Origin of the sequence: Streptomyces sp. AC555_RSS877, from assembly GCF_019049245.1 — a bacterium.
Lineage (GTDB): Bacteria > Actinomycetota > Actinomycetes > Streptomycetales > Streptomycetaceae > Streptomyces.
Map to the genome: position 1 here is coordinate 81719 of NZ_JAGMUK010000183.1, position 24832 is coordinate 106550.

At 69.2% G+C, this 24832-nt stretch carries 14 protein-coding genes; 3 read left to right on the top strand and 11 right to left on the bottom strand.

Translation table 11 applies throughout. The features are described from left to right. Positions 1–36: 36 nt before the first annotated feature. From KUM49_RS40645 to KUM49_RS40690, 10 genes are all read right to left on the bottom strand, one after another. On the bottom strand, positions 37–2826 hold the full coding sequence (locus KUM49_RS40645) for a response regulator (RefSeq protein ID WP_217241963.1): 2790 nt from the start codon (positions 2824–2826) through the stop codon (positions 37–39). A 369-nt stretch (positions 2827–3195) separates the two neighbouring features. Beyond that, on the bottom strand, positions 3196–5295 hold the full coding sequence (locus KUM49_RS40650; RefSeq protein WP_217241964.1) for an ATP-binding protein: 2100 nt from the start codon (positions 5293–5295) through the stop codon (positions 3196–3198). After that, positions 5292–6779 (bottom strand): glycosyltransferase family 2 protein, encoded by a 1488-nt coding sequence (locus KUM49_RS40655; protein WP_217241965.1) that lies wholly within the window; start codon positions 6777–6779, stop codon positions 5292–5294. Before KUM49_RS40655 ends, KUM49_RS40650 begins: the two co-directional genes overlap by 4 nt. Beyond that, positions 6776–7873, bottom strand: a complete 1098-nt coding sequence (locus KUM49_RS40660) for a HEAT repeat domain-containing protein (protein WP_217241966.1) — start codon at positions 7871–7873, stop codon at positions 6776–6778. The genes KUM49_RS40655 and KUM49_RS40660 overlap by 4 nt, the downstream gene beginning before the upstream one ends. Then, positions 7873–8247 carry a response regulator transcription factor gene (locus KUM49_RS40665; protein ID WP_217241967.1) on the bottom strand — a complete coding sequence of 125 codons (375 nt, stop codon included), beginning with the start codon at positions 8245–8247 and terminating at the stop codon, positions 7873–7875. Before KUM49_RS40665 ends, KUM49_RS40660 begins: the two co-directional genes overlap by 1 nt. Further along, positions 8247–8660 carry a two-component system response regulator gene (locus tag KUM49_RS40670; protein WP_217241968.1) on the bottom strand — a complete coding sequence of 138 codons (414 nt, stop codon included), beginning with the start codon at positions 8658–8660 and terminating at the stop codon, positions 8247–8249. Before KUM49_RS40670 ends, KUM49_RS40665 begins: the two co-directional genes overlap by 1 nt. Before the next feature lie 167 nt (positions 8661–8827). Then, positions 8828–9616 (bottom strand): leucyl/phenylalanyl-tRNA--protein transferase, encoded by a 789-nt coding sequence (locus tag KUM49_RS40675; RefSeq protein WP_308406977.1) that lies wholly within the window; start codon positions 9614–9616, stop codon positions 8828–8830. Then, a complete protein-coding gene (locus KUM49_RS40680; RefSeq protein WP_217241970.1) occupies positions 9613–12897 on the bottom strand; it encodes an amino acid adenylation domain-containing protein in 3285 nt (1094 codons plus the stop codon). Before KUM49_RS40680 ends, KUM49_RS40675 begins: the two co-directional genes overlap by 4 nt. 72 nt (positions 12898–12969) lie before the next feature. Next, positions 12970–16206 (bottom strand): EAL domain-containing protein, encoded by a 3237-nt coding sequence (locus tag KUM49_RS50480; RefSeq protein WP_217241971.1) that lies wholly within the window; start codon positions 16204–16206, stop codon positions 12970–12972. 845 nt (positions 16207–17051) lie between these two features. After that, a complete protein-coding gene (locus KUM49_RS40690) occupies positions 17052–18482 on the bottom strand; it encodes an endo-1,4-beta-xylanase (RefSeq protein ID WP_217241972.1) in 1431 nt (476 codons plus the stop codon). A gap of 900 nt (positions 18483–19382) precedes the next feature. Here KUM49_RS40690 and KUM49_RS40695 point away from each other — a divergent pair. The 3 genes from KUM49_RS40695 (at position 19383) to KUM49_RS40705 (ending at position 23656) form a co-directional block, all read left to right on the top strand. Beyond that, positions 19383–20849: a non-reducing end alpha-L-arabinofuranosidase family hydrolase gene (locus tag KUM49_RS40695; protein WP_217241973.1), complete on the top strand. Its 1467-nt coding sequence runs from the start codon at positions 19383–19385 to the stop codon at positions 20847–20849. A 228-nt stretch (positions 20850–21077) separates the two neighbouring features. Beyond that, on the top strand, positions 21078–22298 hold the full coding sequence (locus KUM49_RS40700) for a metallophosphoesterase (RefSeq protein WP_217241974.1): 1221 nt from the start codon (positions 21078–21080) through the stop codon (positions 22296–22298). Between the two features lie 485 nt (positions 22299–22783). Beyond that, positions 22784–23656: a helix-turn-helix transcriptional regulator gene (locus tag KUM49_RS40705; protein WP_217241975.1), complete on the top strand. Its 873-nt coding sequence runs from the start codon at positions 22784–22786 to the stop codon at positions 23654–23656. A gap of 148 nt (positions 23657–23804) precedes the next feature. Here the strand turns inward: KUM49_RS40705 and KUM49_RS40710 are convergent, their stop codons facing one another. Beyond that, positions 23805–24566 (bottom strand): SDR family oxidoreductase, encoded by a 762-nt coding sequence (locus KUM49_RS40710; RefSeq protein WP_308406978.1) that lies wholly within the window; start codon positions 24564–24566, stop codon positions 23805–23807. Between the last annotated feature and the right edge of the window lie 266 nt (positions 24567–24832).

Sequence of the window (24832 nt, forward strand, 5' to 3'; positions counted from 1 at the left end):
CCCTACGCGCCCGGGCGGCAGTGTGCGGGCGGCTCCTCAACCAGGTTCGCGGCCGGGAGTTTGGGAGCGGAGCGTCTCGAGAGTGCGACAGGTGCGGTCGAGTTCGGCCTGGAGGCGGGGAGCGATCTCGGCCAGTGAGGCCGGGTGTCCGGCACGCGCGTGTTCTTCCAACTCCCGGCAGCGGGCGGCGAGGCCCTCGGCGCCCATGTTGCCGGCCGCACCTCTGAGGCTGTGGGCCTGATCTGCGATCTCCTGCGTGTCGTGGCGGTCGAGCGCGTGGAAGAGTGAACTGGTCATCTCGGGGGCCCGGACGAGGAAGTGGTCCACCAGCCTGTCCACCAGTTCGTGCTCGGCCGGGGTGCCGGCGCCGCGTAGTTCGTCCAGCCGCTGCTCGATGGATGTGCGCAGGTCCTCGTTGTCCGCCTGTGGGTCGGCGGGGCGGACCCAGTGCGCGAGGGCTTGTTCCAGGTTGTCGGCGCTGACGGGTTTGGAGATGTAGTCGTCCATGCCCGCGGCCAGGCACCGTTCCCGGTCCTCGGCGAGGGCGCTGGCGGTCATGGCGATCACCGGCAGGTGACGGCCGTGGTCCCGTTCCCGGCGGCGCAGTTCCCGGGTGGCGCTGTAGCCGTCCATCCGGGGCATATGACAGTCCATGAGTACGGCCTGATAATTGTGTTCCTCGGTCATGCGCAGGGCCTGGGCGCCGTCTGCGGCGGTGTCCGTGCTGTAGCCGAGCCGGGTGAGCATGCCCTGGGCGACCATCTGGTTGATCTCGTTGTCCTCGACCAGCAGGAGATGGCCCCGGTGGGCGGGCCGGGGCGTGCGGGGGGCCTGCGCTTTCGGAGCCGCTCTGGCCACCGGCGTTGTCCGGGTGGCCACTTCGACCAGGGCGTCCAGGAGCTGCGACTGGTGGATGGGCTTGGACAGGCTCTGGGCGATCCCGGCCGCCTGCAACTCGGCGGCTGGCGGCGGGGGGCCGGAGGTGAGCAGCAGCATGTGCACGCGGGCGAAGTTCTGATCGGTGGTGATCCGGCGGGCGAGTTCCAGGCCGTCCATGTCAGGCATGTGCATGTCGACAAGGGCGAGGTGGAAGGAGCGACCAGCGGCCTCTGCCTCGTGCAGAGCCACCAGTGCCTGAGGGCCGCCGGCGACCATGGCCGGCTGAATGTGCCATCTGCGCAGCTGCGTGTCGAGGATCAGCCGGTTGGTGTCGTTGTCGTCGACGACCAGGACCCGCAGCCCGCGAAGGATGTCGGGGTGCGGTGGGGCCGGGGGTTGTTCGGGGGCGTCGGGTGCGCGAACCGGTACCACGAAGGAGAAGGTGCTGCCCTGGCCGGGCCGGCTGTTGACGCCGATGGAGCCGCCCATGGCCTCGGTGAGCCTGCGGCAGATGGCCAGGCCCAGACCGGTGCCTCCGTAGCGGCGGGTGGTGGAGGCATCGGCCTGGGAGAAGGCGTCGAACATCCGTGCCTGATCGGCCCCGGCGATACCGATGCCTGTGTCGGCCACCTCGAATTGCAGCCACGGCGCCTGCTCTGCGGGTGAACGGGACGGGGCCGGGCTGGCACGAAGCACGACCTCGCCGGATTTGGTGAACTTCACCGCGTTGGACGCCAGGTTGAGCAGGATCTGCCGCAATCGGCCGGCGTCGCCGAGCACCATCGCGGGTAGGTCGGGATGGCAGTCGCTGAGCAGTTCCAGACCCTGGGCCTGCCCGGTCTGCGCCACCAGCGAGACGACCTCCTCCACCAGCACCTGCGGGCTGAAAGCGACCTCGTCCAGTTCGAGCTTGCCCGCCTCCAGCTTGGAGAAGTCCAGGATGTCGTTGATCAGCGACAGCAGTGCCGTGCCGGCGGCCTGAATGCCCTCGGCGTAACGTCGCTGCTCGGCATCCAGTTCGGTGCCCAGCAGCAGGTCGCTCAGCCCGATGACGCCGTTCATGGGGGTGCGGATCTCGTGGCTCATGGAGGCGACGAACTGCGACTTCGCCTGGGACGCGGCGATCGCCTGGTCGCGGGCCTCCGCCAGAGCGGCTTCGGCCTGTTTGCGCTCGCTGATGTCCCGGATGAAGGCGTTGAAGCAGCGCGCCTTCGCCGACTTCAGCCGCCACACCGCCAGTTCGACCGGGATCTCGTGGCCGTCGTGATGACGGGCGGTGAGTTCGACCTGACGGCCCAGCACATGAGCCTCTCCGCCGGCCAGCACCCGTTGCAGACCGGCCCTGTGCGCGGCGTGGTACCGGTCAGGAATGATCGTCTCCGTCAGCGGACGGCCCACCGTCTCGCGGTGGCTGAACCCGAACAGCCTCTCTGCGCTCAGGTTCCAGTCGATGACCAGGCCGTCCTCGTCGATGGAGACGAAGGCGTCCCGGGCGGTCTCGATGACCGAACGTGCCTGGTCCTGCAACAGCCGCAGCGCTTCCTCCCTGCGCCGCTGGCCTTCCGCCTCACGGACGAACCCGCGTACTTCGATCGGCTCGCCTGCGGGTCCCCGCACCACCCAGGACGTCAACTCCGTCCACATCGAGTGCCTGTCGGCATGCCGCAGACGCAGACACACCGACACCCGGCCGTCGCGGAGCAGATCCCGCTCCGCCCACTCGAATTCCTCCAGATCGGCCGGATGGAGCCAGGACTCCAGCGAGGTCCCCACGATCTCCTCGACCGGACGGCCCAGCAATGCCTGCCCCGCGGCGGACACCTCCTGGTAGACGCCCTCCATCGTCCGGCGGAAGACCATGTCCGGAGAGTTCTTGAGCAGCAGCCGAAACCGCTCCTCGTCGTCGGCCGCATACTGCCTTGGCCCGGCTTTCGATTCCGGTTCCATCGTCCGCCTCCACATGTCAGGCACTGCCACAAGGCGCGGCCGGGACCACCGAACAGACCAGTCGCGACGGTTTCGGTGCGGCGTGCGATGACGGAGATCAAGCGATCCGCTCGTCGAACATTTCCAGCAAAGAATGAACCACTGAAGATCGCAAATCGAAGAAGCGGACGCCGAGCCGGGGTTGCGGTCGGGCTACGGCCATCCGAGTAGCCCGGTTGCCAGGCACCCTCATGCCCATGGCTTCCGGTGCCGGCCTTCTGACGGCCGACGCGCACGTACCGGACTGCCCCTGCGGGGCTGGACAACTGAGGTCCGGTCAGGGCGGGGCCGGCGTGCCGGGCGCCCCGGGAGGCCGCGGGGCGGTGCCGTTCAGGCGGAGCCCGCCCCACCGTCCGTACCGGTGAGCGGCAGCCAGGCGGTGATCGTGGTACCCCGGCCCTCTTCGGAGCTCACCTCCGTCCGGCCGCCATGGTTCGCCACGATCGTGTGCACGATGGTCAGGCCCAGACCGGTACCCGGGATGGCCTGTTCGGTGGCGTTCGAGGCGCGGAAGAACCGCTGGAAGAGCTTCTCCTGCTCGGCCGCGGGGATGCCGATGCCGGTGTCGCTCACGCTCAGGACCGCCTCCCCGTCCTGCGCGTCGGCTCGTACGCTCACTTTCCCGCCGCCGCGGGTGAACTTCACCGCGTTGGACAGCAGGTTCATCAGGACCCGGTCGAGTTGTTCGCCGTCCGCCTCCAGCACCAGCGGCTGCTCGGGGCACCGCGTCTCCAGTGTGACCGAGGCGGCCTCGGCGGCCGGTTTCATCGCGTCGGCCGCCGAGGTCACCAGCCGTCGCAGGTCGACCGGTGCCTTCTGGGAGGTGAACGCTCCCGACTCGATCCTGGAGAGCGTGAGCAGGTCCTCGATCAGTGCCCGCAACCGGTTGGCATTGCGGTCGACGACGTCCAGCATCCGCAGCTGGGACGGGGAAAGCGGACCGGTGTCCTCGTCCTTCAGCAGCTCGATGTATCCCACGATGCTCGTCAGCGGGGTGCGCAGCTCATGGGAGACGGTGGACAGGAAGTCGCTCTTGGCCTTGTCCAGGGCGCGCAGCTTGTCCACCAGGCCCGACTCCTTCTCGTAGAGAAGGGCGGTGTGCAGCGCCCGGCCGACACCGCCGACCATGGACTCGGCGATTTCGACCTCGACCGGACGCCAAGGTCGGTCGGCGCTGGTACGGGCAACGGACACGGCACCGATCGGTTCCTCCCCCACCCCTATGGGGATGACCACCGCCGAGTACAGGCCCAGCGCCGCCGCGGCAGCGCGGTTCTCCGCCGGCATCCCGGTCGTCCCGAAGGAGCCGGGGGCGCCAGGCATCGGTCTGGTGTCGGACACGTACTGGGGCAGGTCGGTGACCAACCAGGCCGTTCCCCGCCGGTAGTGGTCACGGACCACGTCCGCCGGGAGCGCCGGTATGCCTCCTTGCTCCTCGTCGGGCAGCAGGCCGCGCTCCGCGGACCACACCCGGGCCACGGGAAACTCTGAGCCGCCGTCCTCGGCGAGCAGGATGAAGACGTAGTCGGCGTGCATGACCTCGCCGATGCCGTGGCACGACGCGTCGAGGACATAGTCGACCTCGAGGCGGTCCCTGATCCGGATGCCGGTCTCCCTCGCGGCCGTCGACAGCCGATGCCGTTCCTTCTCGACCGCCCGCAGCCGGTCGCTCTCGTCCGCGAGCACGTTGACCGACCGCGCCACCGCCCGGATCTCCTCCGGCCCCGTCACCTCGACCCGGGCCGCACGGTCTCCCGCGGTGAGCCGGCCGAGCGTCCACGCGGTCCTCCGCAGCGGCCCGGTCAGGGCGCGCGTGGCGTGCACCGACGTGTACACGGCCACGGAGAGGGCCGCGACCAGCGCGGCGCCGAGCCCGGCGACGCCCGCCCGGATCACCGCGTCGGCGTTCCCCTCCAGACGCTGCTCTTCTTCGTTCAGCTGATCGTTCAGACGGGCGTTGGTCGCCTCGAACGCGCCGAACCGCCGGCTGGCCTCCCGGGTGAGCGCGACGGCCTGCGCGCTTCCCGGACTTGTGTGCGCCTGGTCGTCGGCCAGTCGCAGATACGCCTCGATCTGCCGCTGCTGCGCCGCGAGATCGCCTTCGTCCGCGACCTCGTGCCCACGGACGCCCTCGATGATCGACGGGATGCTGTCCCGGGCCGCACGGAAGGCGGCGAGCTCTCTCCGGTCACCCGTGACCAAATAGCCCCGCATCGAACGCTGCACGCTGATGCCCGCGTTGAGCAGGCGCAGATTGTCGATCTCGGCGGGGTGGAGGCGGTCGCTGATCCGGTCGCGCTGGCTGTCCAGAACCAGCGCGCCGATCAGCGTACCGGCTCCGCACAAGGCGATCAGAAGGATCAGCAGTCCGAACGCGAGGCCGAGCCGGTGCGCCACCCGACCGCTGCCCCGCCTGGAAGCCCGGCTCATGCACGATCACCTCCGCTCTCCCTCTCCTGACCGGGAGAGTCGAATCCCGCACGGGTCATGGCACCCCATACCTGGGGAGACCCGCGCAACGCGTCCCACATGCCGCGCAGCCGCCACCACGCTGTCAACTGGCGGTATCCGATGTTCTCGACGACCACGCCGACGGCGGCGCCCCAGACGTCCCGCCACCGGGTGAAGCGGTGGTAGGCGTACTCCTCCGCACCGACCGACACCATGCTGACGACGATGGCGTAGGCGTAGGCGGCGAGCATGAAGCGCCAAAGGAAGTCAACGTTCACCGCACCGATCAGTACGCCCAGGGGTACGAGAATCAGTCCCGCGAGCTCCACCAGCGGGGCCAGGAGTTCGAAGACGACGTAGAAGGGCAGTGCCAGCAGTCCGATGCGGCCGTAGCGGGGGTTACCGATCATGCGGCGGTGCTTGAGCAGGATCTCCGTCAGGCCGCGGTGCCACCGCCGCCGCTGGCGGGCCAGGATCGTCAGCTTCGACGGTGCCTCGCTCCAGGAGATCGGCTCGGCGACGAAGACGATGCGGTAGTCACGACCCTGCTCGCGCATGTGCCGGTGGAGGCGGATGACCAGTTCGGCGTCCTCGCCGATACAGTCCGGGTCCATCCCGCCGACCGCCACGACCGCGTCCTTGCGGAAGAGGCCGAAGGCCCCGGCGATGACCAGCAGGCTGCCGAGCTTGGACCATCCGGTGCGGCCGAGCAGGAAGGCGCGAAGATACTCGACGACCTGAACGCGTCCGAGCACGTCCGGGGGCACACGCGCCTCGACCACCCGCCCCGCCACGACAGTGCAGCCGTTGGCGAGGCCGACCACGCCGCCGGAGGCGACCACCCGCAGCGGATCGTCGCAGAACGGTTTGGCCACCGCGAGCAGCGCCTGGGAGTCGAGGATCGAGTCGGCGTCCACCATGCACAGCAGCGGATAGCGCGCCAGGTTGATCCCGACGTTTAGCGTGTCGGCCTTGCCGCCGTTGTCCTTGCGCGCCACCACCAGGCGCACCGGGCCGCCCCTGGGCAGATGAACGGATGTGACCCTGCCGCGTACGGGGACGTCGTCGGGCATCACGTACTCCACCTCGGCGAGGTCGAAGGCGTCCCGCAGGGCGTCCAGCGTGCCGTCGGTGGAGCCGTCGTCGACGACGACGACCTCGAACTCCGGATAGCGCAGCAGCAGCATGGCCCGTACCGCTTCGACGATGCCGGCCGCTTCGTTGTACGCGGGCATGATCACCGACACGGGTGGGGTGAGGGGGCTGGTGGCGGCCTCGTCATGGCCCGCGAAGGGAGCCCGGCGCAGCGTTCTGACGAACTCCCCGAGGGCGATCAGGATGAGCACCAGATATGCGGTGTTGATGGCCAGGAAGTACATGATCACCACGCCGTCGCACACGGTGAGCAGCGTGTGCGCCGCGCCCAGCAGCGACGCCCACGGTTCGTCTGCCGCCGTGATCACAGAGCCACCTCCGCGCGGACGTCGTGGCGTGCGGCCCCGACCGCCGATTCGGCGAGCACCGCTCTGGCCTGGGCGGCGGCCTGTCGGCGGGAGCGGTCCTCGGCCACCGCGCGCAGCGCGGCCTGCCCTTCCGGGCCGAGCTGCAGCAGCGCGCGAGCCGCGGTGGCCGCCACATGTGGGTCGGGATCGCCGAGCAGCTCCGCCAGCGGGCCCGTCGCGACGACGGCTCCCAGAGTGCCGAGGGCCCCGGCGCCCACCATGCGCAGGGCGACCGGCTGACCGGGCCGGACAGCCGCCAGCAGCGGCTCCAGGCCGTCGGGCATACCCAGTCTGCCCAGCGCGCGTGCCGCCTTGATGCGTACCTCCATCTGGGGGTCCTCGCGCAGTGCACGGGCGATCTCGGACGTATGGGAGACCACGCCGGTCGCGCCGATGACCTCGATGGTCACGGCTCTGGCGAGAGGCTCCGGATGTTCCAGTCCCGCGGCGACACTCCGCTGTGCCTCCGGTCCCAGGGAGATCAGCGCCCTGGTAACCACGGCGGGCGGCACCGCCCGCGGTCCGTGGAGGGCCTCGAGGAGGAACGGAACGGACTCCGGTCCCCCGCACCGGCCCAGCGCGCGTGCGGCGGCCAGGCGGACCTCGGGGTCGCGGTCGGCCAGCAGACGGCACAGCGACGGGGCGGCGGGACGGTGGCGCAGTTGACCGAGCACCTGGGCGGCGCGCCCCCGCCGGACCGCGCTGCGGCTCGACAGGGCGGCGACGGCGTCCACGACGGCCCCGCGCAGCTCGTACAGGCGGACCAGCGCCGTACGGGCTCCGCCGGCGACCTTCCCCAGCAGCGCCGTCAGGTTCGGCTCCAGGGCGGCCCAGGTCCGCCTGTCGATCTCCGTCAGCCGGTGCAGCAGCTCGGTCTGCTCGTCGTCCTCCGCGCACAGGAGCTGCAGCAGGAGACCGCGCACCGGTGCCGCGATCCGCTCGCGTCTGCGCTGTCGGTGCCTGCGGACGAGCCGGTTGCCGACGATCAGCAGGCTCAGCACCGAGACGACGGCCAGCAGGCCCAGCAACGCGCCGCCGAGGAGGCCGGTGGGCATCACCGTTCCACCCGGTTGAGCACCGCGGTGACCCTGCTGGACAGCTCCCGCGGGCTGAACGGCTTGATGATGTAGTCGTCGGCTCCCGCCGCGAAGCCGACCTCGACGTCCGCTTCCTGGGACCGGGCGGTGATCATGATGACGGGGAGCGTCGCGGTCTGGGACGCCGCGCGCAGCTCCCGGCAGACGTCCAGACCCGACATGCCCGGCATCCGTATGTCGAGCAGTGCCAGGTCCACCGTGTTCTCACGCGCGGCCCGGAGCGCCGCCATTCCGTCCTCCACGGCCGTGACCTGGTGACCGCTCTGGGTCAGCTTGAACGCCACCAGATCCCGGATGTCCGCGTCGTCGTCGGCTATCAGGACATGAGCCATTACTCCTCCTGGGACTCATGGGACTCATGGGACTCATGGGCCAGGGAGTTTCGGTAGGAGTCCACGAGCCGTGCCACGGCCGACTGCCGGAACGGTTTGGCCAGCACCTCGTCCGCGAGGCCGATCAGATCTTCCGGGTCGAGCACCGAGGAGACGACCAGACGGCATCCCCTCGTCCGCTCGTCCGCCCGCAGTCTGCGGACGACCTCCCGTCCGTCGATGCCGGGCAGCAACACGTCGACGACCGCGATGTCCGGAGGGTCGGCGAAGGCGAGCCCGAGCCCCTCTTCCCCCGAGTACGCGACGGCCACGGGGCATCCCCGCTCGCGGAAGTGCCGCTCCAGCAGGGCGCTCACATCCTGGTCGTCCTCGATCACGAGTACGCGCGGTGGGAACATCACCGTCCTGTCCACGAAGTCAGACTGTCAGTCACAAGCTAGAACCAATAGTTCACTTTCACCACATATGACCCAACGATCCCGCTGGACACCGCCTCACCCATCACCGACTGTGACGAACAGGCTCCGGCAGAGGACGGCAGATGAGCAGGCTCGGGCGCCGGGCAGCGCGACGAACACGGTCAGCGCGATCGCGCGGGCTGGGCGAGGCGGCGGGCGGGCAAGGTGGCGGTGGGCATCGGGAGGCTGTCGCGCGCGGTGCGGCGGAGGTGTCGCACGTACTGCTCTCGCGGGAGGAGAATGCAGCCGAGGTCGCGGACGTGCGGGCTGTCCCGCTGCGCGTCGAGCAGCTCGCCGCCGACATGTGCGAAACGCGCGGCGAGGTCGCTCACCGCGACCTTCGAGGCGCCGGGACGCCGGAAGAACATCGAGTCCATGCTGAAGACCGGTCCGACCCTGAGGCCGAAGACGCCGCCGATCAGATTGCCGTCCTCCCACACCTCGACGCTGTGAGCGTGACCCAGTTCGTGCAGGCGGATCAAGCTCGCGATCAGCTCCTCGGTGAGCCACAGCGGGACACGGTCGCCGCGGCATTCGCGGACGACCCGCTCGAACCCGCGGTCCAGGCTGGTCGACCACGGCAGCCGGTTGCGCAGCCGCCGGGCGAGGCTCCGGCTCAGGTGGGCAGCCGAGACGGGCAGCACCGGCCTGGGGTCGGGTGACCACCAGGAGACGGCGAAGGGATCGGCCAATTCCTCCCCCACGAGCCGGATGCCGCCCTCCTGGACCTGATCGGCGAAGACCACTTCGTTGAGGGCGCGGGTGTACTCGTCGGATGCCGGGAACGGATAGACCCCGGCGCGGTACGCCGCCAGGAGGCCGACGGGACTGAGGTCGGCGCAGAAGGCCACCGGACCGTCGGGCGCTGCCGCCAGCACGTCCAGTGCCTCCCAGCCGGGGCATCGGCTCACCACCGTGCCGCTCCCTGCCCTCGGTTGTTCACCTGCCGGACGGGCTCGGGCTGTTCGAGGTAGTGGATGTAGCGGTCCATCATCTCCGCGTCCACGGGCGGAATGTCGATCCCGGCGTCCACCAGTGCCCGTTCCGCGTTGTTGCGGGTGAACTCCGGGAAAACACCCTGGAAGTACATCTCGCTCACGGTGATGTCGGCGTGGTGGCACAGGTCGACGAAGAGCGGGACGAACGGTGTTATCGCGTCGGTGGGGTGTCCGGCCGCGTACTTCACCAGAGCGGCGATCCACTCGGCGTAGGGGATCTTCTGCACCGGATATCCCCGCTGGCGCATGCGCTCGGCCAGCGAATCCAGCAGGGTGGGACGGGGGTTGGTGAGGTGGTAGACCTCACCGCGCGCGGGTTGGCGGGTGGAGATGTGTCCGATTGCGCGGACGAGGCGGTCGGCCGGCAGGAAGTCCAGCGGCAGCGGGACGTCAGGGCACAGCCCGGTCCGCCCGATGAAGCGGATGAGGGCGGCCATTTCGCTGCTGGTGTTCACCACGCCGGTACCGCTGCTGCCCGTGATGTCCATCAGGCGGTAGACGGCGACCGGCAAGCCCGCGTCGGACGCCTTCTTCAGCAGCGCCTCGGCGACCCATTTTGTCTCCACGTATCCCACCGACAGATGTTCCGGGAAGCCCAGGGGCGTGCTCTCGGTCACCTCGCGCACCCCGGCCGGCCCGAATCCGGCGAGCACCGCCATGCTGGAGGCGAAGTGGACGGGGACGGCCCTGCCGGCGGCGAGGCGGATGATCTCGTATGTTCCGTCGACGTTCACCGCGCGCAACTCGTGATACGGGTAGATGAAGTTGACCTGGGCGCCGAAGTGGTAGACGGCGTCGACGGTCGATCCCAGCTCCTCGAACCGGCCGGGAGACAGCCCCAGTCCGGGCTTGCCCAGGTCGCCGACGACCGGCTGGACGCGCGCGCTGGACAGATCGCTGAGGACGTACCGCTGGTGGCTCGAGCGGATCATCTCCATGCCGTGCTGCTCGTCCGAGGCCCTGACGAGGCAGAGGATCCGGCCCGTCGTGCTGCGCAGCAGCTCGTCGATCATGTGCGCGCCGCAGAATCCCGTCGCCCCGGTGAGAAGGACGTCGCCGGGGTGCCGGTGATCGGGAGCCGGCGCGTCACGGCCCACCGCCGGAACGCGCCGATCGGTCTCCGAGGCGAAGTCGACGCTTCCGCCCTCCGGGTGGGTCAGTGTGCCGGCACGTGCCTGGCGAACGGACTCGGCGAACGCGGATAGCATCGGCTGCCGCAGCAGCGAACGGGTCAGGTCGCGGATCTGTGTGACTCCGATGCCGAATATGACACGGGTCCGGGCAAGCATCTCCATGGCCAGCAGCGAGTTGCCGCCCAGCTCGAAGAAGTCGTCGTGCGGACGGACGTAGTCGACACCCAGGATCTGACACCACAGCTGGGCCAGCCCCTGCGGCACGGGACGGTCGTCAGCGCCGGCCGTCGTCGCCGCGGTCCCGGATTGCGGCACGGCCCTGCGGTCGAGCTTTCCGCTGGGCGCGACGGGCAGCCGTTCCACCGCGTGAAACGCTGCCGGGATCATGTAGCCCGGCAGGACCTCGGCGAGTGCCGGCCGCAGCCGTCGCAGCGCCGCCTCGCCGCCGGCCGCCTGCGGCGAGGCCGGCGTGTAGTACGCGATCAGGTCCCGGTCGCCGTCCTCGCGTGTCCTGGCCACCACCATCGCCTGGCCGATCTCCGGGCGGGAGACGAGCGCGGCCTCGATCTCGGCCGGGTCGACCCGGAACCCGCGGATCTTCATCTGGTCGTCGATCCGGCCCAGGACTTCCAGGTTGCCGTCCGAGCGCCAACGGCCCAGATCCCCGGTGCGATACATCCGGTCCCCCGGCGCGGAACCGTACGGTTCGGGCAGGAACTGCCGTGCGGTCAGGGCGGGTTGCCGCCAGACACCACGCGCGAGCCCCTGACCGCCGACGTAGATTTCGCCGCGCTCGCCCGGCGGCACCGGGCGTAGTTCGGCGTCGAGCACGTGGACACGGTTGCCCTCGAGGGGCCTGCCGACCGGGGCGATGGCGGTGTCCGGCGCGGCGAGCGCTTCCTGGTTCAGGTCGCAGAGCGTGGAGGTGATGGTGGTCTCGGTGAGCCCGTAGGCGTTGACGAGCCGTGCACCGGGGATCCGGCGCAGAACGGCGCGGCAGTCCTTCGCGGTGACGATCTCGCCGCCCACGATGACGAGCCTCAGCGACGCGCTGATCTCGCCGCGGTCCGCCACGGAGACGATCCGGTGCCAGTAGGCGGGGGGCAGGTCGGCGACGGTGATCCCGAGCTCGGGCAGGCGGCGCAGCAGGTCGGTGGGCGCCCACGTCGCTGTTCCCGCGAGGATGAGCGTCGCGCCGCTGATCAGCGTGGCGAAGATCTGCTCCAGTGAGGTGTCGAAGCCGAGCGCCGCCGCGTGCAGCACCCGGTCGCAGGGCGTCAGTTCGTATGCCCGGGCCACCGCGGTGAGCGAGTGGGCCAGTGACCGGTGGCTGATCATCACCCCCTTGGGGGGCCCGGTGGATCCGGAGGTGTAGATCACGTAGGCGAGGTCGTCCGGCCGGGGGCCGCGGGCCGGCCGCGGTGCCTCCAGCGGCGCCTGCGTGGCCGGTGCTCCGGGGGGTTCGGCGTAGACGATCCGCGCCTCGCACCCGGCGAACATCGGGGCGTGCTCGCGGCTCGAGACGATGAGGCGTGAACCGGTCTCCCCGAGCAGTGCGACCATCCGTTGCCGTGGAGTCGCCGGGTCGAGGGGCAGGAACGCGCCTCCGGAGCTCAGCGCCGCCAGCAGCGCGACGATCAGCTCGGGCACGCGGTCGAGGCACACGGTGACGACGGACTCCGCGCCGACGCCCGCCTCCCGCAACTGGTCGGCAAGCCGGTCGGCGCGGCCGCTCAGCTCGGCGTAGCTGAGCCGACTGTCGTCCGAGAGCACCGCGAGAGCGGACGGCTCACGCCGCGCCCGCTCCCGGACCAGCTCAGGCACGGTGCTCGGCCAGGACTCCGGGGGCCGGCCCTCGGCGCGGGCGCTCGCGGGCCGCATGTCGGTCCACAGGCGGTCGACCAGACTCGCGCACCACGCGGCCGACTCCGGTCCGCCGATCCGACGCCACCCGGCCGGAATCCGGCGGTCGGCGGGCCAGATCGCGTACTGCTCCTCGTCGTTGCGCAGCACGACGCACGGTGCAGCCGACTCTGCCGGCAACTGTTCACGTTCCGTCACTCGGGCCTCCTGCCTTCGCGCGGCGCCCTGCGGAGCACGATCTGCGCCCCTAGCGGGAAAGGGCCGCCGCCATCACCGCTCCCCTTCCACGGGCCTCACAGGCAATCCGGCCAGGCGGCCGAGCGGCGGCGCGAGGATGAGTTGTTCCGCCTCCTCGGCGCTGACCGGTTCGGCGAAGAGATACCCCTGAGCCAACCGGCAGCCCATGGAGATCAGCAATTCCTGCTGCCTCACGTTCTCCACTCCTTCGGCGATAACCGTGAGGCCGAGGGTGTCGGCGAGATGCGTGATGCCCTCGACAAGGGCGTACTGTTCCGACGAGTGCCCGAGTTCGTCGACGAACGACTTGTCTATCTTGAGTATCGAGATGGGGAACTCACGCAGATAGCTCAGCGACGAGTAGCCCGTTCCGAAGTCGTCGATCGCGATACGGATACCGAGGTCTGTGAGCGAATTCATCTCGGCCAGGATACGTTCGTCGTTGTACATCAGCACGCTCTCGGTCAGTTCCAGTACGAGAGACGACGGTTCGATGCCGGAGAGATCCAGGGCACGCCGGACCACGTTGTAGAACTCGTCGTCCCGGAACTGACGTGGCGACACGTTCACGCTGATGTAAGGGACGTTGCGGTCGGCCGCCCCGCCGCGCAGCACGGAGTCCTTCCACCGGACCGTCTCGGCCGCGGCCTGGTCGAGCACCCACGCGCCGAGCGGGACGATCTGCCCGCTCTCCTCGGCCAGCGTGATGAACTGCTCCGGCAACACCATGCCGCGCGTGGAGTGCGGCCAGCGAACGAGCGCCTCGAAGCCGGCGATCCGACCGCTGGCCAGCTCCACGATGGGCTGGTAAAGCACCAGGAAGGAAGTCTCGATCGTCGAACTGTCCAGGGCCTCCTGCAGATTGGCACGCTCAGCCATGCCGCTCTGCAGTTCCGGGTGGTAGTGGCGCCACTGGCGCTTGCCCGCCATCTTCGCCGAGTACAGCGCGAGATCAGCGTGTGTCAGCAGTTCGACCGAGTCGATGCTGTCTTCCGTCGTCGCGACGCCGATGCTGGCGTACGTGCTCATCGGCCCCACACTGAGCCGGAACGGCTCGGCGAACACGCTCATCAGGTGTTCGGTGAACCGCTCCACACCCTCCGTCGTGACGGAGCCCTCCACCAGCAGTGCGAACTCGTCGCCGCCGATGCGCGCGGCGGTGTCGGAGGCACGCACGGCGGTCTGCAGCCGGAGTGACAGCGCGACCAGGAGTTCGTCGCCCACACCGTGGCCGTGTATGTCGTTGATTACCTTGAAGTCGTCCACGTCGATGAAGAGCACACCGACCACCGTGCCGTCGCGCTGAGCCTGCGCCAGAGCGTGGTTGACCCGGTCCTGGAAGAGCACGCGGTTGGCCAGGTTGGTGAGCGAGTCGTGGAACGCCTGGTGGGTGAGTTCGCGTTCGAGTTTGCGCTGTTCGGTCACGTCCCGCAAGGTGAGCACGACTCCACCGACGGTCGCCTCCTCCCGCAGGTCGCTCCACCTCACCTCGACCTCGATGGACGACCGGTCGGCGCGGAGCATGCGCCAGTGCTCGCGCTTGCTCTGGCACTCGCCTTTCCGTATCCGGCCGAGTGTCTCGACCACCGCGCGGCTGTCCTGCGGTGGCACCAGATCGACGAGGAGGGTGCCCTGCAGGTCCGGAACGCCGAGCACCTGGCCGGCTGAGGGGCTGGCGTAACGGACCCGGTCGTCGTCGTCGAGGATCAGGATGACCTCGGAGGCGTTCTGCACCAGCGTGCGGAAGTACATCTCGCTGTTGCGCCGGTTGACCTCCTGGGCGAGGGTGACCCGCGCGGCGGCAAGTGCTGCCTGCGCGGCGAGAGTCGCCAGCGTGTCGCGGAGCACGAGCAGGTCCTGCTCGTTCCCGGCCACGATCAGCACCCCCATCAATGGATCGCCCGAGGGGTGATCCTGCGCGGCGAGCGGGCAGACCAGCGCGTGGCCGGTGCGGGTCGGCTCCTTGTCCGAGCCCATGAGGCGGGCGGCAAGATCGGGCCCCACACCGTCGAGGCTCACCAGGCGGTTCTCGCCGGACGCGATCAGTTCCCGTACGGCTGCGGTCGCCCGCACGGTCAGGGGCCCGCGCAGGGCGTCGTGCGCCCCGTTCACCCAGAACGTGTTGTCCGGCAGGGTGAGCAGCGCGGAACGCGGTGGCCCGTGCGACATCAGCTGCGTCACCGCGGAGTGGACGGCGGCGGCCACATCCCGCAGCTCGCCCGCTCCGCCCAGCGACGACACCGCGTTGCGCAGCACCTTCTCCCGGCCGACCGCCCGCCGGTGGGTGGCCACCACCCCCGACAGACGGTAGAGCACGAGGAGGAAGAGCACTGCGGAGAAGACCCCGATGACGCCGACGTTGGACCTGACGCCGCGCACCGCCTCCGTCAGGAGGATGGCCGGGGCGATCAGCGACGCCAGGGTGAGCAGGCTCAGCCGGCCCGTGCCGGTCTCGGCTCGCCATTGCACCGGTTGCGTCAGCCGACGCATGGACGGATGGAGCGCGGCGGCCGCCCAGGCGCCGTACAGGACGGCCCAGCCGAGTTCGACCGCGCTACCCGTGCGCCACGTTCCGTTCAGCTGGATCAGCCCGTAAAGCACGTCGGCGGTGAGCAGGCCGAGGGTGCCCACGGTGAGCAGCATGAGCGAGCGGCTCTTGCCGCCCCGTCCGACGAGCAGCCGCAGCAGCATCGCCAGGACGAGGATGTCGCCGAGCGGATAGGCGATGGCGAACGCCTTCTGCCACCAGCTCAGACCCGCGGCACGGGCGTACGGATCGATGAGGAAGAGCCACGACAGCAGAGCCAGGCCGACCGTCAGTGTCAGCGCGTCGACGAGGCTCGCCCGGTCGCGCCAACCTGTGCGCCAGTGCACGAAGCCCAGCAGCCCGGCCGCATAGAGCGGATATGCGGCGAGATAGAAGCCGTCGGCGATCGACGGGAACGGGATCTCCTCGTCGAGCAACTGGATGAGGATGATCTGGGTGGCTTGGCCTGCGGCGAAGGCGAAGTTCCCCGCGGCGAGCAACAGCCAGGGGAGTCGATGCGCCGGGTGGTTGAGAAAGACACCAAGGACGATACCGATGACGCCGGTCGCTCCAATGGCGACGAAGAGCAGCCGTTTTTCCGGAAATACGTAGTAGAACGCGGTCAGCACGACGATGCATGAACTGACGGCGGCCATCGCAGCCTGGCTTCGCAGTCGCGCGTTCATCCCAACTAACCTCCTGATGGGCCACTTTTCGGACCGGCTGAGCTGGGCGAACGGCACCGGGCGGCGGAGAAGCCCGTGGGGGCCGGGCTGACTTAAGGGGAACTCTCCGTGCGCCAGGCCGGGACTCGGCCCTGATCGCCTGTGAACACGATTTTCCGGTATGCACGGTCGCCGGTATACACGGTCTGCGGTATACACGGTTCGCCGTTATGCGGACTCCTTCTACACCGAGACATCGACGTGTCCTTCATCCAGCGTACCGAGATTGCCATTTCCCGCACGCCCACGGAGAGATACCGAGTCACCTCGCGAGATACCACCACATGCGTGAAAATGGAGGACGCGGAAACCGGGCCGGGTCCTCCCGGCGACGATCGGCCACTGACGGAGCGTCGAGCCCATGCTCTCCGTTCACCGCCGGACCTTTGCCCCGCAGGCAGGCCGCCAGTGGTCCATGGGTAAGGAGCATGACCCGGACCATCCACGGGCCGGCGAAGCGGCCCGATTCGCCGGGGCGCTGTTCACACAGGTCAGCGGCACGCGTGCCCACACTGCACCGCCCGCCGAGCAGGCGCCAGAGCGCGTCGCCCGTTGTCTCTGCTGGACGCCCGGGCGATTCGGGCCACGTGTCGGGGACCAAGGTCCGGGCCATTCCCGGACCAGGTCACGGCCCGCCTCTGACCGCGGTCCCGTTTTCGCAGGTCAGCGCGGACGCGGCGCGTGTACCACCAACAGACGAAGAATCTGCTGGTGAGCTACTCGCCGAAGAAGCTGGGCTTCTTCCAGAGCGCGCCGTCGGCGGTGGACGCGCTGGAGGCGTCCACCGCCTTGCCGCTGTGATGCGATTGACCAGGACTTACGTAGGTCTTCAGCGACTCACCTTTTGTTTGCGGCAGGTCCCATCAGGTGCGGGTCCAGCGTTGGTTACTGCCGTTCGAGCAGGAGTAGAGCTGGATCAGGGTGCCGTTGGCTGTGCCGCCTGCGACGGCGTCGAGGCAGAGGCCGGACTGGACGCCGACGATGGATCCGTCGGAGTTGAGGCGCCATTTCTGGTTGTCGCCGCCCCAGCAGCCGTAGATCTGGACTTTGGTGCCGTTGCCGGTGCCGGCGGCGTCCAGGCACTTGTTGCCGTAGACCCTGAGCTCGCCGGCGGCGGTGTACGTCCACTGCTGGTTGGTGCGGTTGTTGCAGTCCCACAGGTTGAGCTGGGTGCCGTCGGTGGTACTGGTGCCGGGCACGTCCAGGCAGCGGCCCGAACCGACGCCCTTGATCGGTCCGGACTCCGAAGGAGGCGTAGAAGAGCCGCCGTTGAGTGTGTTGAGGACGGCGGTATAGGCGGGCTTCTTGCTGCCGTCGCCGTTGAACAGCAGCGGCGTCTGCTCCGCTCGCCAGGAGTCGGTGTCGCGCACACCCCAGACGGTGATGCCGAGGCAGCGCGGAACGGCCAGACAGTCGTTGGTCACGTTGGCGTAGGTCGTGGCCGGAGCGCCCTGGATGTCGAGTTCGGTGATGGCCACGTCGACGCCGAGGGCGGCGAAGTTCTGCAGGGTGGTGCGGAAGTTGCTGTTGTAGGGGCTGCCGCTGTTGAAGTGCGACTGGAAGCCGACGCAGTCGATCGGCACGCCGCGCTGCTTGAAGTCCCGGACCATGGCGTACATGGCCTGGGTTTTGGCCCAGGTCCAGTTCTCGACGTTGTAGTCGTTGTAGCAGAGCTTGGCGGCCGGGTCGGCGGCGCGCGCGGTGCGGAAGGCGACCTCGATCCAGTCGTTGCCGGTGCGTTGCAGGTTGGAGTCGCGCCGGGCTCCCGAACTGCCGTCGGCGAAGGCCTCGTTCACGACGTCCCACTGGGCGATCTTGCCCTTGTAGTGGGCCATCACGCCGTTGATGTGGCCGATCATCGCCTGGCGCAGTGTGCTGCCGCTGAGGCTCTGCATCCAGCCGGGCTGCTGGGAGTGCCAGGCCAGGGTGTGGCCGCGCACCTGCTTGCCGTTCTGCACCGCCCAGTTGTAGACGCGGTCAGCGGCGGTGAAGTTGAACTGGCCCCGCTGCGGTTCGGTGGCGTCGATCTTCATCTCGTTCTCGGCCGTCACCGAGTTGAACTCACGGCCCGCGATCGTCGTGTACGCCGAGTCGCCCAGCCTGCCCGAGGCGATGGCGGTGCCGAAGTAGCGGCCGCTCTGCGCCGCCGCGGCGCCGAGCGTGTTCTCGGCGGCGTGTGCGGTCGGCGGTGCGACCAGTGCGGCGGCCGCACCGAGGACGCCGACGACCAGCGCCAACAGCAGGCCGCGGATCTTGCGGCGGACTACGGGTCCGGGAAGGGCATACGAGCCCATGAATGTGCCTCCAAGGTAGAAATCACGGAAGGACTGAAGCGCCGGGGAATGCGTCGTCCGCTCCCACTCGGCAGACGGAGGGGGCGGGCCGGAGCCCGGGCAGCACGGAATTACCCGACAGCGCGGTCATGGGACCGGGACGCTCTCAACCGGCACGGACGGCTTCCGGTCGGCCGTCGAGTGACGTACGGCGGGCGGCGGCGGTGTTTCGACACAGGCATGGGGGCACTCCATCGCGACTCAGCCGGGGGACCGTCACGCGGCGTCGCGCGCCTCTCCGACTACGCGGAGAGCCAGGGTGCGCTGGTGCGAACCTCACCGGACCGACATGGGGTGGCGCAGGTGTTCTGAGGGATGCGCGGATCTGTCGTGCAGCTGTGCGTGGATCTGCCGTGCCGCACAGATTGCTCAGGGCCGACACGGTTCGAGATCTCGAACTATGGCCGGTTCCTCAGGCAGGGATGATTGATGTGTTGACGATGCATCGTCAATACTCCGCGCAGAAAAAATTTCCGTTCCTCGCCCGAAACTTTCCGGATCCCGGCGAGCCGGACCGCGAACCCCGCCGCCGCAGTCGGCAGAGCCGTAGGGCCGAGGCAGGGACGAGTGCGCGGACGCCGCTTTCTCGACGTCTCTCCTCCGCGCGGACGCCCTGGACCGGTGAGCCGTATCGCGTACAGCTGTGTTTCCGGTCGGCGCGGCAGCTTGTCGAGCCCGAAGGGGAGGCGCTGTTTGTGGACAGATCGGCGACAGGCCTTGACCAGAGCGCCCCACATTCCTAGCTTGTGGCGTCAAAGCTTCCGGGAATTCTTCGAAATGTTTCGAGCTCGTCCCAGCCCCGGCAGTCCGCTCCGCGGTTCATCGGGTCCCCCATCCCCGCCCCCAAAGGAGTGCTCTCTGATGTGGTTTCGCCACCCCTCCCCGGTCCGCCTCAGACGGTTACTCGCCGTCCTCGCCCCCTTGCTGCTCGTGGCCACCTTCCTCGGCGCCCAGCCCGCCCGCGCGGCGACCGTAGACCCCAACGCCTCGTATGTGCTGGTCAACCGCAACAGCGGCAAGGCCCTGGATGTCTACAACATGGCGACCAACGACGGCGCCCGCATCACCCAGTGGACCAGGAACGATCAGAACCAACAGCAGTGGCAGTTCGTCGATTCCGGGGGCGGCTACCACCGCATCAAGTCCCGCCACTCGGGCAAGGTGCTGGACGTCCACAACTGGTCCACCGCGAACGGCGGCTCGATCGTCCAGTGGGCCGACCTGAACGCCACCAACCAGCAGTGGCGGCTGGCCGACAGCTCGGACGGCTACGTGCGGTTCATCTCGCGCCACAGCAACAAGGCCCTCGAAGTGCAAGGCGCCTCCAGCGCCGACAACGGGAACATCGTCCAGTACGACGACTGGGGCGGCACCAACCAGCAGTGGCAGCTCGTCAAGGTCGGCGGCGACAGCCCCGGCCCGTGCGATCTTCCGTCGACCTACCGCTGGACATCAACGGGCGCGCTGGCGCAGCCCAAGCCGGGGTGGGTCTCGCTCAAGGACTTCACCGTCGTCCCCTACAACGGCAGGCAACTCGTCTACGCGACGACGCACGACACGGGGACGAGTTGGGGTTCGATGAACTTCGGCCTGTTCACCAACTGGTCGGAGATGGCCTCGGCCGGCCAGAACACGATGTCAACTTCCACCGTCGCACCCACGCTCTTCTACTTCGCGCCGAAGAACATCTGGGTGCTCGCCTACCAGTGGGGCGGGACCGCCTTCTCCTACCGGACGTCGAGCGACCCCACCAACCCCAATGGCTGGTCATCCCAGCAGGTGCTCTCCACCGCCAGCATCAGCGACTCCGGGACAGGACCCATCGACCAGACGCTCATCGGTGACGGGACGAACATGTACCTGTTCTTCGCCGGTGACAACGGCAAGATCTACCGGGCCAGTATGCCGATCGGGAACTTCCCGGGCAGCTTCGGCGCGACCTCGACAGTGGTCATGAGCGACACGACGAACAACCTGTTCGAAGCCCCGCAGGTCTACAAGCTGCAGGGGCAGAACCGCTACCTCATGATCGTCGAGGCGATCGGCTCGCAGGGCCGCTACTTCCGCTCGTTCACGGCCACCAGTCTGAACGGCTCATGGACACCCCAGGCCGCGACCGAGAGCAATCCCTTCGCCGGCAAGGCCAACAGCGGCGCCACCTGGACCAACGACATCAGCCATGGCGAACTGATCCGCACCAGCCCCGATCAGACCATGACCGTCGATCCCTGCAATCTGCAGTTGCTCTACCAGGGGCGCAGCCCCAACTCCGGCGGCGACTACGGCCTCCTGCCCTACCGTCCTGGTCTGCTGACACTGCAGCGCTGACGGCGTGACTCGAGTCCGGCTCCCGTACGGAGTCGGCGTGGCGGGCTCGGCGGAAGGCCGAGCCCGCCCGGGTCATGCGACAACGTCAGCGCTCATACGGCGACGGGACGCGGGACCGGGCAACATCCACCAGCCCGAAGGACGCCGCTCCCATGAACGCCGGTCCGGTCGGCCCGAGGGCGACCGGATACAGTGCGCGAAACGGCAGCCCGGTCAGACAGGGGAAGCGTGAGCGACACCAGCAACACCCGACCCCCCGACAGCGAAGCGCAAGCTCCGCGGCAGAGCCGGCTGCACCGCCTGATGCGCTATCTCCCCCTGATCGCCCCCGTACTTCTGTGGACCGTGCCCTGCTGGGTGCTCCTGTTCTCCGGCCAGAACTGGCCGCTGCCCGTCGCGCCGGCCGGCACCGCCCTGTTCGTCGTCGGCCTGGTCGGGATGCCGCTCGCGATGGCGCGCGGCCACGGCCGGCGTCAGCAGGACCGGGCAGCGATCATCGGTGACACCCTGCTGGGCACGAGCTGGGTTCTGTTCACCTGGTCCGTTCTGCTCGGCGTCTTCTTGCGGCTCGCCCTGACCGTGGCCGGCGTCGGCGACAGTCAGGACCGGGCCCGAATCGTCACTTGGGCCGTCCTCGGCATAACCGCCGTGCTGCTCGCCTGGGGGTACGCCGAAGCCCGCCGCGTGCCGCGCGTGCGCCGACTCGACGTGCGACTCCCACGCCTGGGTGCCGGGTTGGACGGCTTCCGCGTCGTCCTCATCACCGACACCCACTACGGCCCGCTCGATCGCGCCCGCTGGTCGGCACGGGTGTGCGAGACGGTGAACACCCTGGAAGCCGACCTGGTCTGTCACACCGGTGACATCGCGGACGGCACGGCCGAACGCCGCCGCGCCCAGGCCGCCCCGCTCGCAACCGTGCGGGCCACCCGGGGCCGTGTGTACGTCACCGGCAACCACGAGTACTACAGCGAGGCCCAGGGCTGGGTCGACCTGATGGACGAGCTGGGCTGGGAGCCGCTGCGCAACCGCCATCTGCTGCTGGAACGCGGAGGCGACGCCCTTGTGGTCGCCGGCGTTGATGACGTCACCGCCGAGTCCTCCGGCCTGGCAGGCCACCGCGCCCACCTCGCCGGAGCCTTGGACGGCGCCGACCCCGACCTACCTGTCCTGCTCTTGGCGCACCAGCCCAAGTTCATCGACCGGGCAGCAGCCGCCGGCATCGACCTCCAACTCTCCGGCCACACGCACGGCGGCCAGATCTGGCCCTTCCACCACCTGGTCCGCATCGACCAGCCCGCCCTCGCCGGCCTCAGTCACCACGGTCCCCGCACCCTCCTCTACACCAGCCGCGGCACCGGCTTCTGGGGCCCGCCGTTCCGCGTCTTCGCCCCCAGCGAGATCACCCTGCTCGTACTCCGCTCCCCGCACCCGCCCACCGCGATGTAGCACTCGCCGGGGCGACACATCCCCTTGTGGTCCTGCCGACCCGCCTCGGCGGAGTGCTGCCGCCGCTGCCCGGTCCGAAGCAGCCCCTTCTGCTCGCCTCGGAGTCCGAAGCGAGCCGGCCGAGACGACCCGCCTGACCAGGCGACTGCGCCAGTTCGAGACCCACGGCATCGGGCCGTTCAACCTGACCGAACCACTCCGCCGGGCCGGGCACGGCTGGGTCCTGCACGCACCGGTGCGCGTCGAGCGACCGCCGCAGGTTCAGGTTGCGTACGGACAAGGCCCTGTTCGCCAAGTGCTCAACCAGTAGTCGCACGGCGACGACACCGGGGTGCACGGAGTGGGGGCGGCGCCACGACGACGCAGCAAGCTCGCGGCACTTGCCGTGGTTCAGCGCCCCCCGGCACCCAAGCCGACGAGCCTGGGAGTATCGCGGCCACCCTGCGCAGCCGCACGGGAGGGGGTGCGCGGCTACTGTCGATGGCATGGACAGCGACAACCTGCTGGGGCGGTTCCTGCGAGCTCGGCGGGGCCTTGTGCAGCCCGAGGAGCAGGGCGTGCCCGTGACCGGCCACCGCCGTGTGGCGGGCCTGCGCCGGGAGGAAGTGGCCACGCTGGCCGGGCTGAGCACCGACTACTACATACGCCTGGAGCAGGGCCGCGAGAGAAGCCCCTCGGTACAGGTGGTCGACGCGCTGGCCCGGGCACTGTTGCTGGACGACGACGCCACGGCTCATCTGCACCAACTGGCCCGGCCCGTGCCGGGCCGTTCCCGCAAGACCGCCCGGCGTCAGCGGGTGAGTCCCGTTCTGCTGCGGATGATGAACACCTGGACCGGGACGCCTGCCGTGATCCTGGGGCGCTGTATGGACGTACTCGCGCACAACCCCCTCGGCGGCGCCCTGTTCGCCGGCCACACCTACAGCGGGGACCTGATGCGGCTCGTCTTCCTCGACCCCGACGCCCGGGATTTCTACCCGGACTGGGACCGGGTCGCCGCCAACACGGTCGGCGGTCTGCGCGAGGCGGCGGGAACCGACTACGACGATCCGCGGTTGATCGAGCTGGTGGGCGAGTTGTCGCTCAAGAGCGAAGCGTTCCGCAGGCTGTGGTCGCGTCATGACATCCGCCAGAAGCGGCGTGAGACCAAACGCTTCCGGCACCCGGTCGTCGGTGAACTCACCCTGGACTACGAGACTTTGACCATCAACAGCGCGCCCGGCCAACAACTCGTCGTCTACCAGGCCGAGCCCGGCGGTCCCTCCGACCACGCTCTGTCACTGCTCGGCAGCCTCGCCGCGACGCAGACGGCGCACGGTGCGGATTCCGTACAGCGGGACATCGGCACAGGCGACTGAACACGCCTCGGCCGTTCCCTCCGCTGCGGCGGGCCACGGACCCGCACGACGGAGGCGACGCCGTCGCCCCTTCCAGCGCCGCGCGGGCGAGTTCCGTCGTCCCGGGCCGGGTTCCGCAGCGGCGGCACGACCCGGGCGGCCGAGAACGTCACGGGCGCTGCCGCACAGGCCGGATGACCAGCTCGTTGACGTCGACATCGGCGGGCTGACCGATCGCATACGAGATCGCACGAGCGATGGCATCGGGCGGGATGGCAGCCGAGCGGTAATCCTTCATCGCCGCCGCGGCTCCTGGATCGGTGATGGTGTCGGCCAGTTCGGACTCGACGACGCCCGGTGAGACGGTGGTGACCCGGATGAACGGGTCAGCCTCCTGCCGCAGGCCCTCTGTGATCGCCCAGGCCGCATACTTCGTGGCGCAGTACACGGCAGCCGTGGGAACCACGGAGTAGGCGCCGACGGACGCAATGGTGATGAAGTGCCCGCTGCTCTGGCGCTGGAAGTGCGGCATGGCCGCCGCTATGCCGTACAGCAGTCCCTTGACGTTGACATCGACCATCCGGTCCCCTTCGTCCACCAGCAGTGAGTCGAGCCGCGACAGCGGCATGACGCCGGCGTTGTTGACCATCACGTCGATGTGCCCCCGAGCGGTGACGGTCTCGTCGACGAACCTGGCCACGTCGGCCCGGTCGGTGACGTCGAGACGTCGTACGTCGATGCTGCCGCCGTCGGCCCGGATGCTCTGGGCCAGGCTGGTCAGCCGATCCTCCCGACGCCCGCCGGCAACGACGTGGTGCCCTTCCGCAGCGAGCCGCCTGGCGATGCCTTCGCCGATGCCGCTTGTGGCACCCGTGACGAGTACGACCTTCCGGCTGTCCTGCTCTGTGATCTCCGGGGTTGTCCGAGTCACCGCGTCCTCCTTGCTCAGCCAGGGCTGAAGCCCTGCCAACGGATCGTTCACCTGCGAACTTGCCGTGCTTTCGAGGGCAGGAGAAGGCCGGGATCCTCCTAGGAGTACTGCACCCACCCCGACGGCCGGCCCAGCCGGCGGATCGTGGTGGCCGAGCCAACTGGCGGGACTGGCCGACGAGTCAGTGAGCGCGTACGTCCGTCACAGGAGGCTGGAACATGCCGGCTCGGGTCGCTTCGCCGGACGGCCGACCGAGCAGGTCGGAA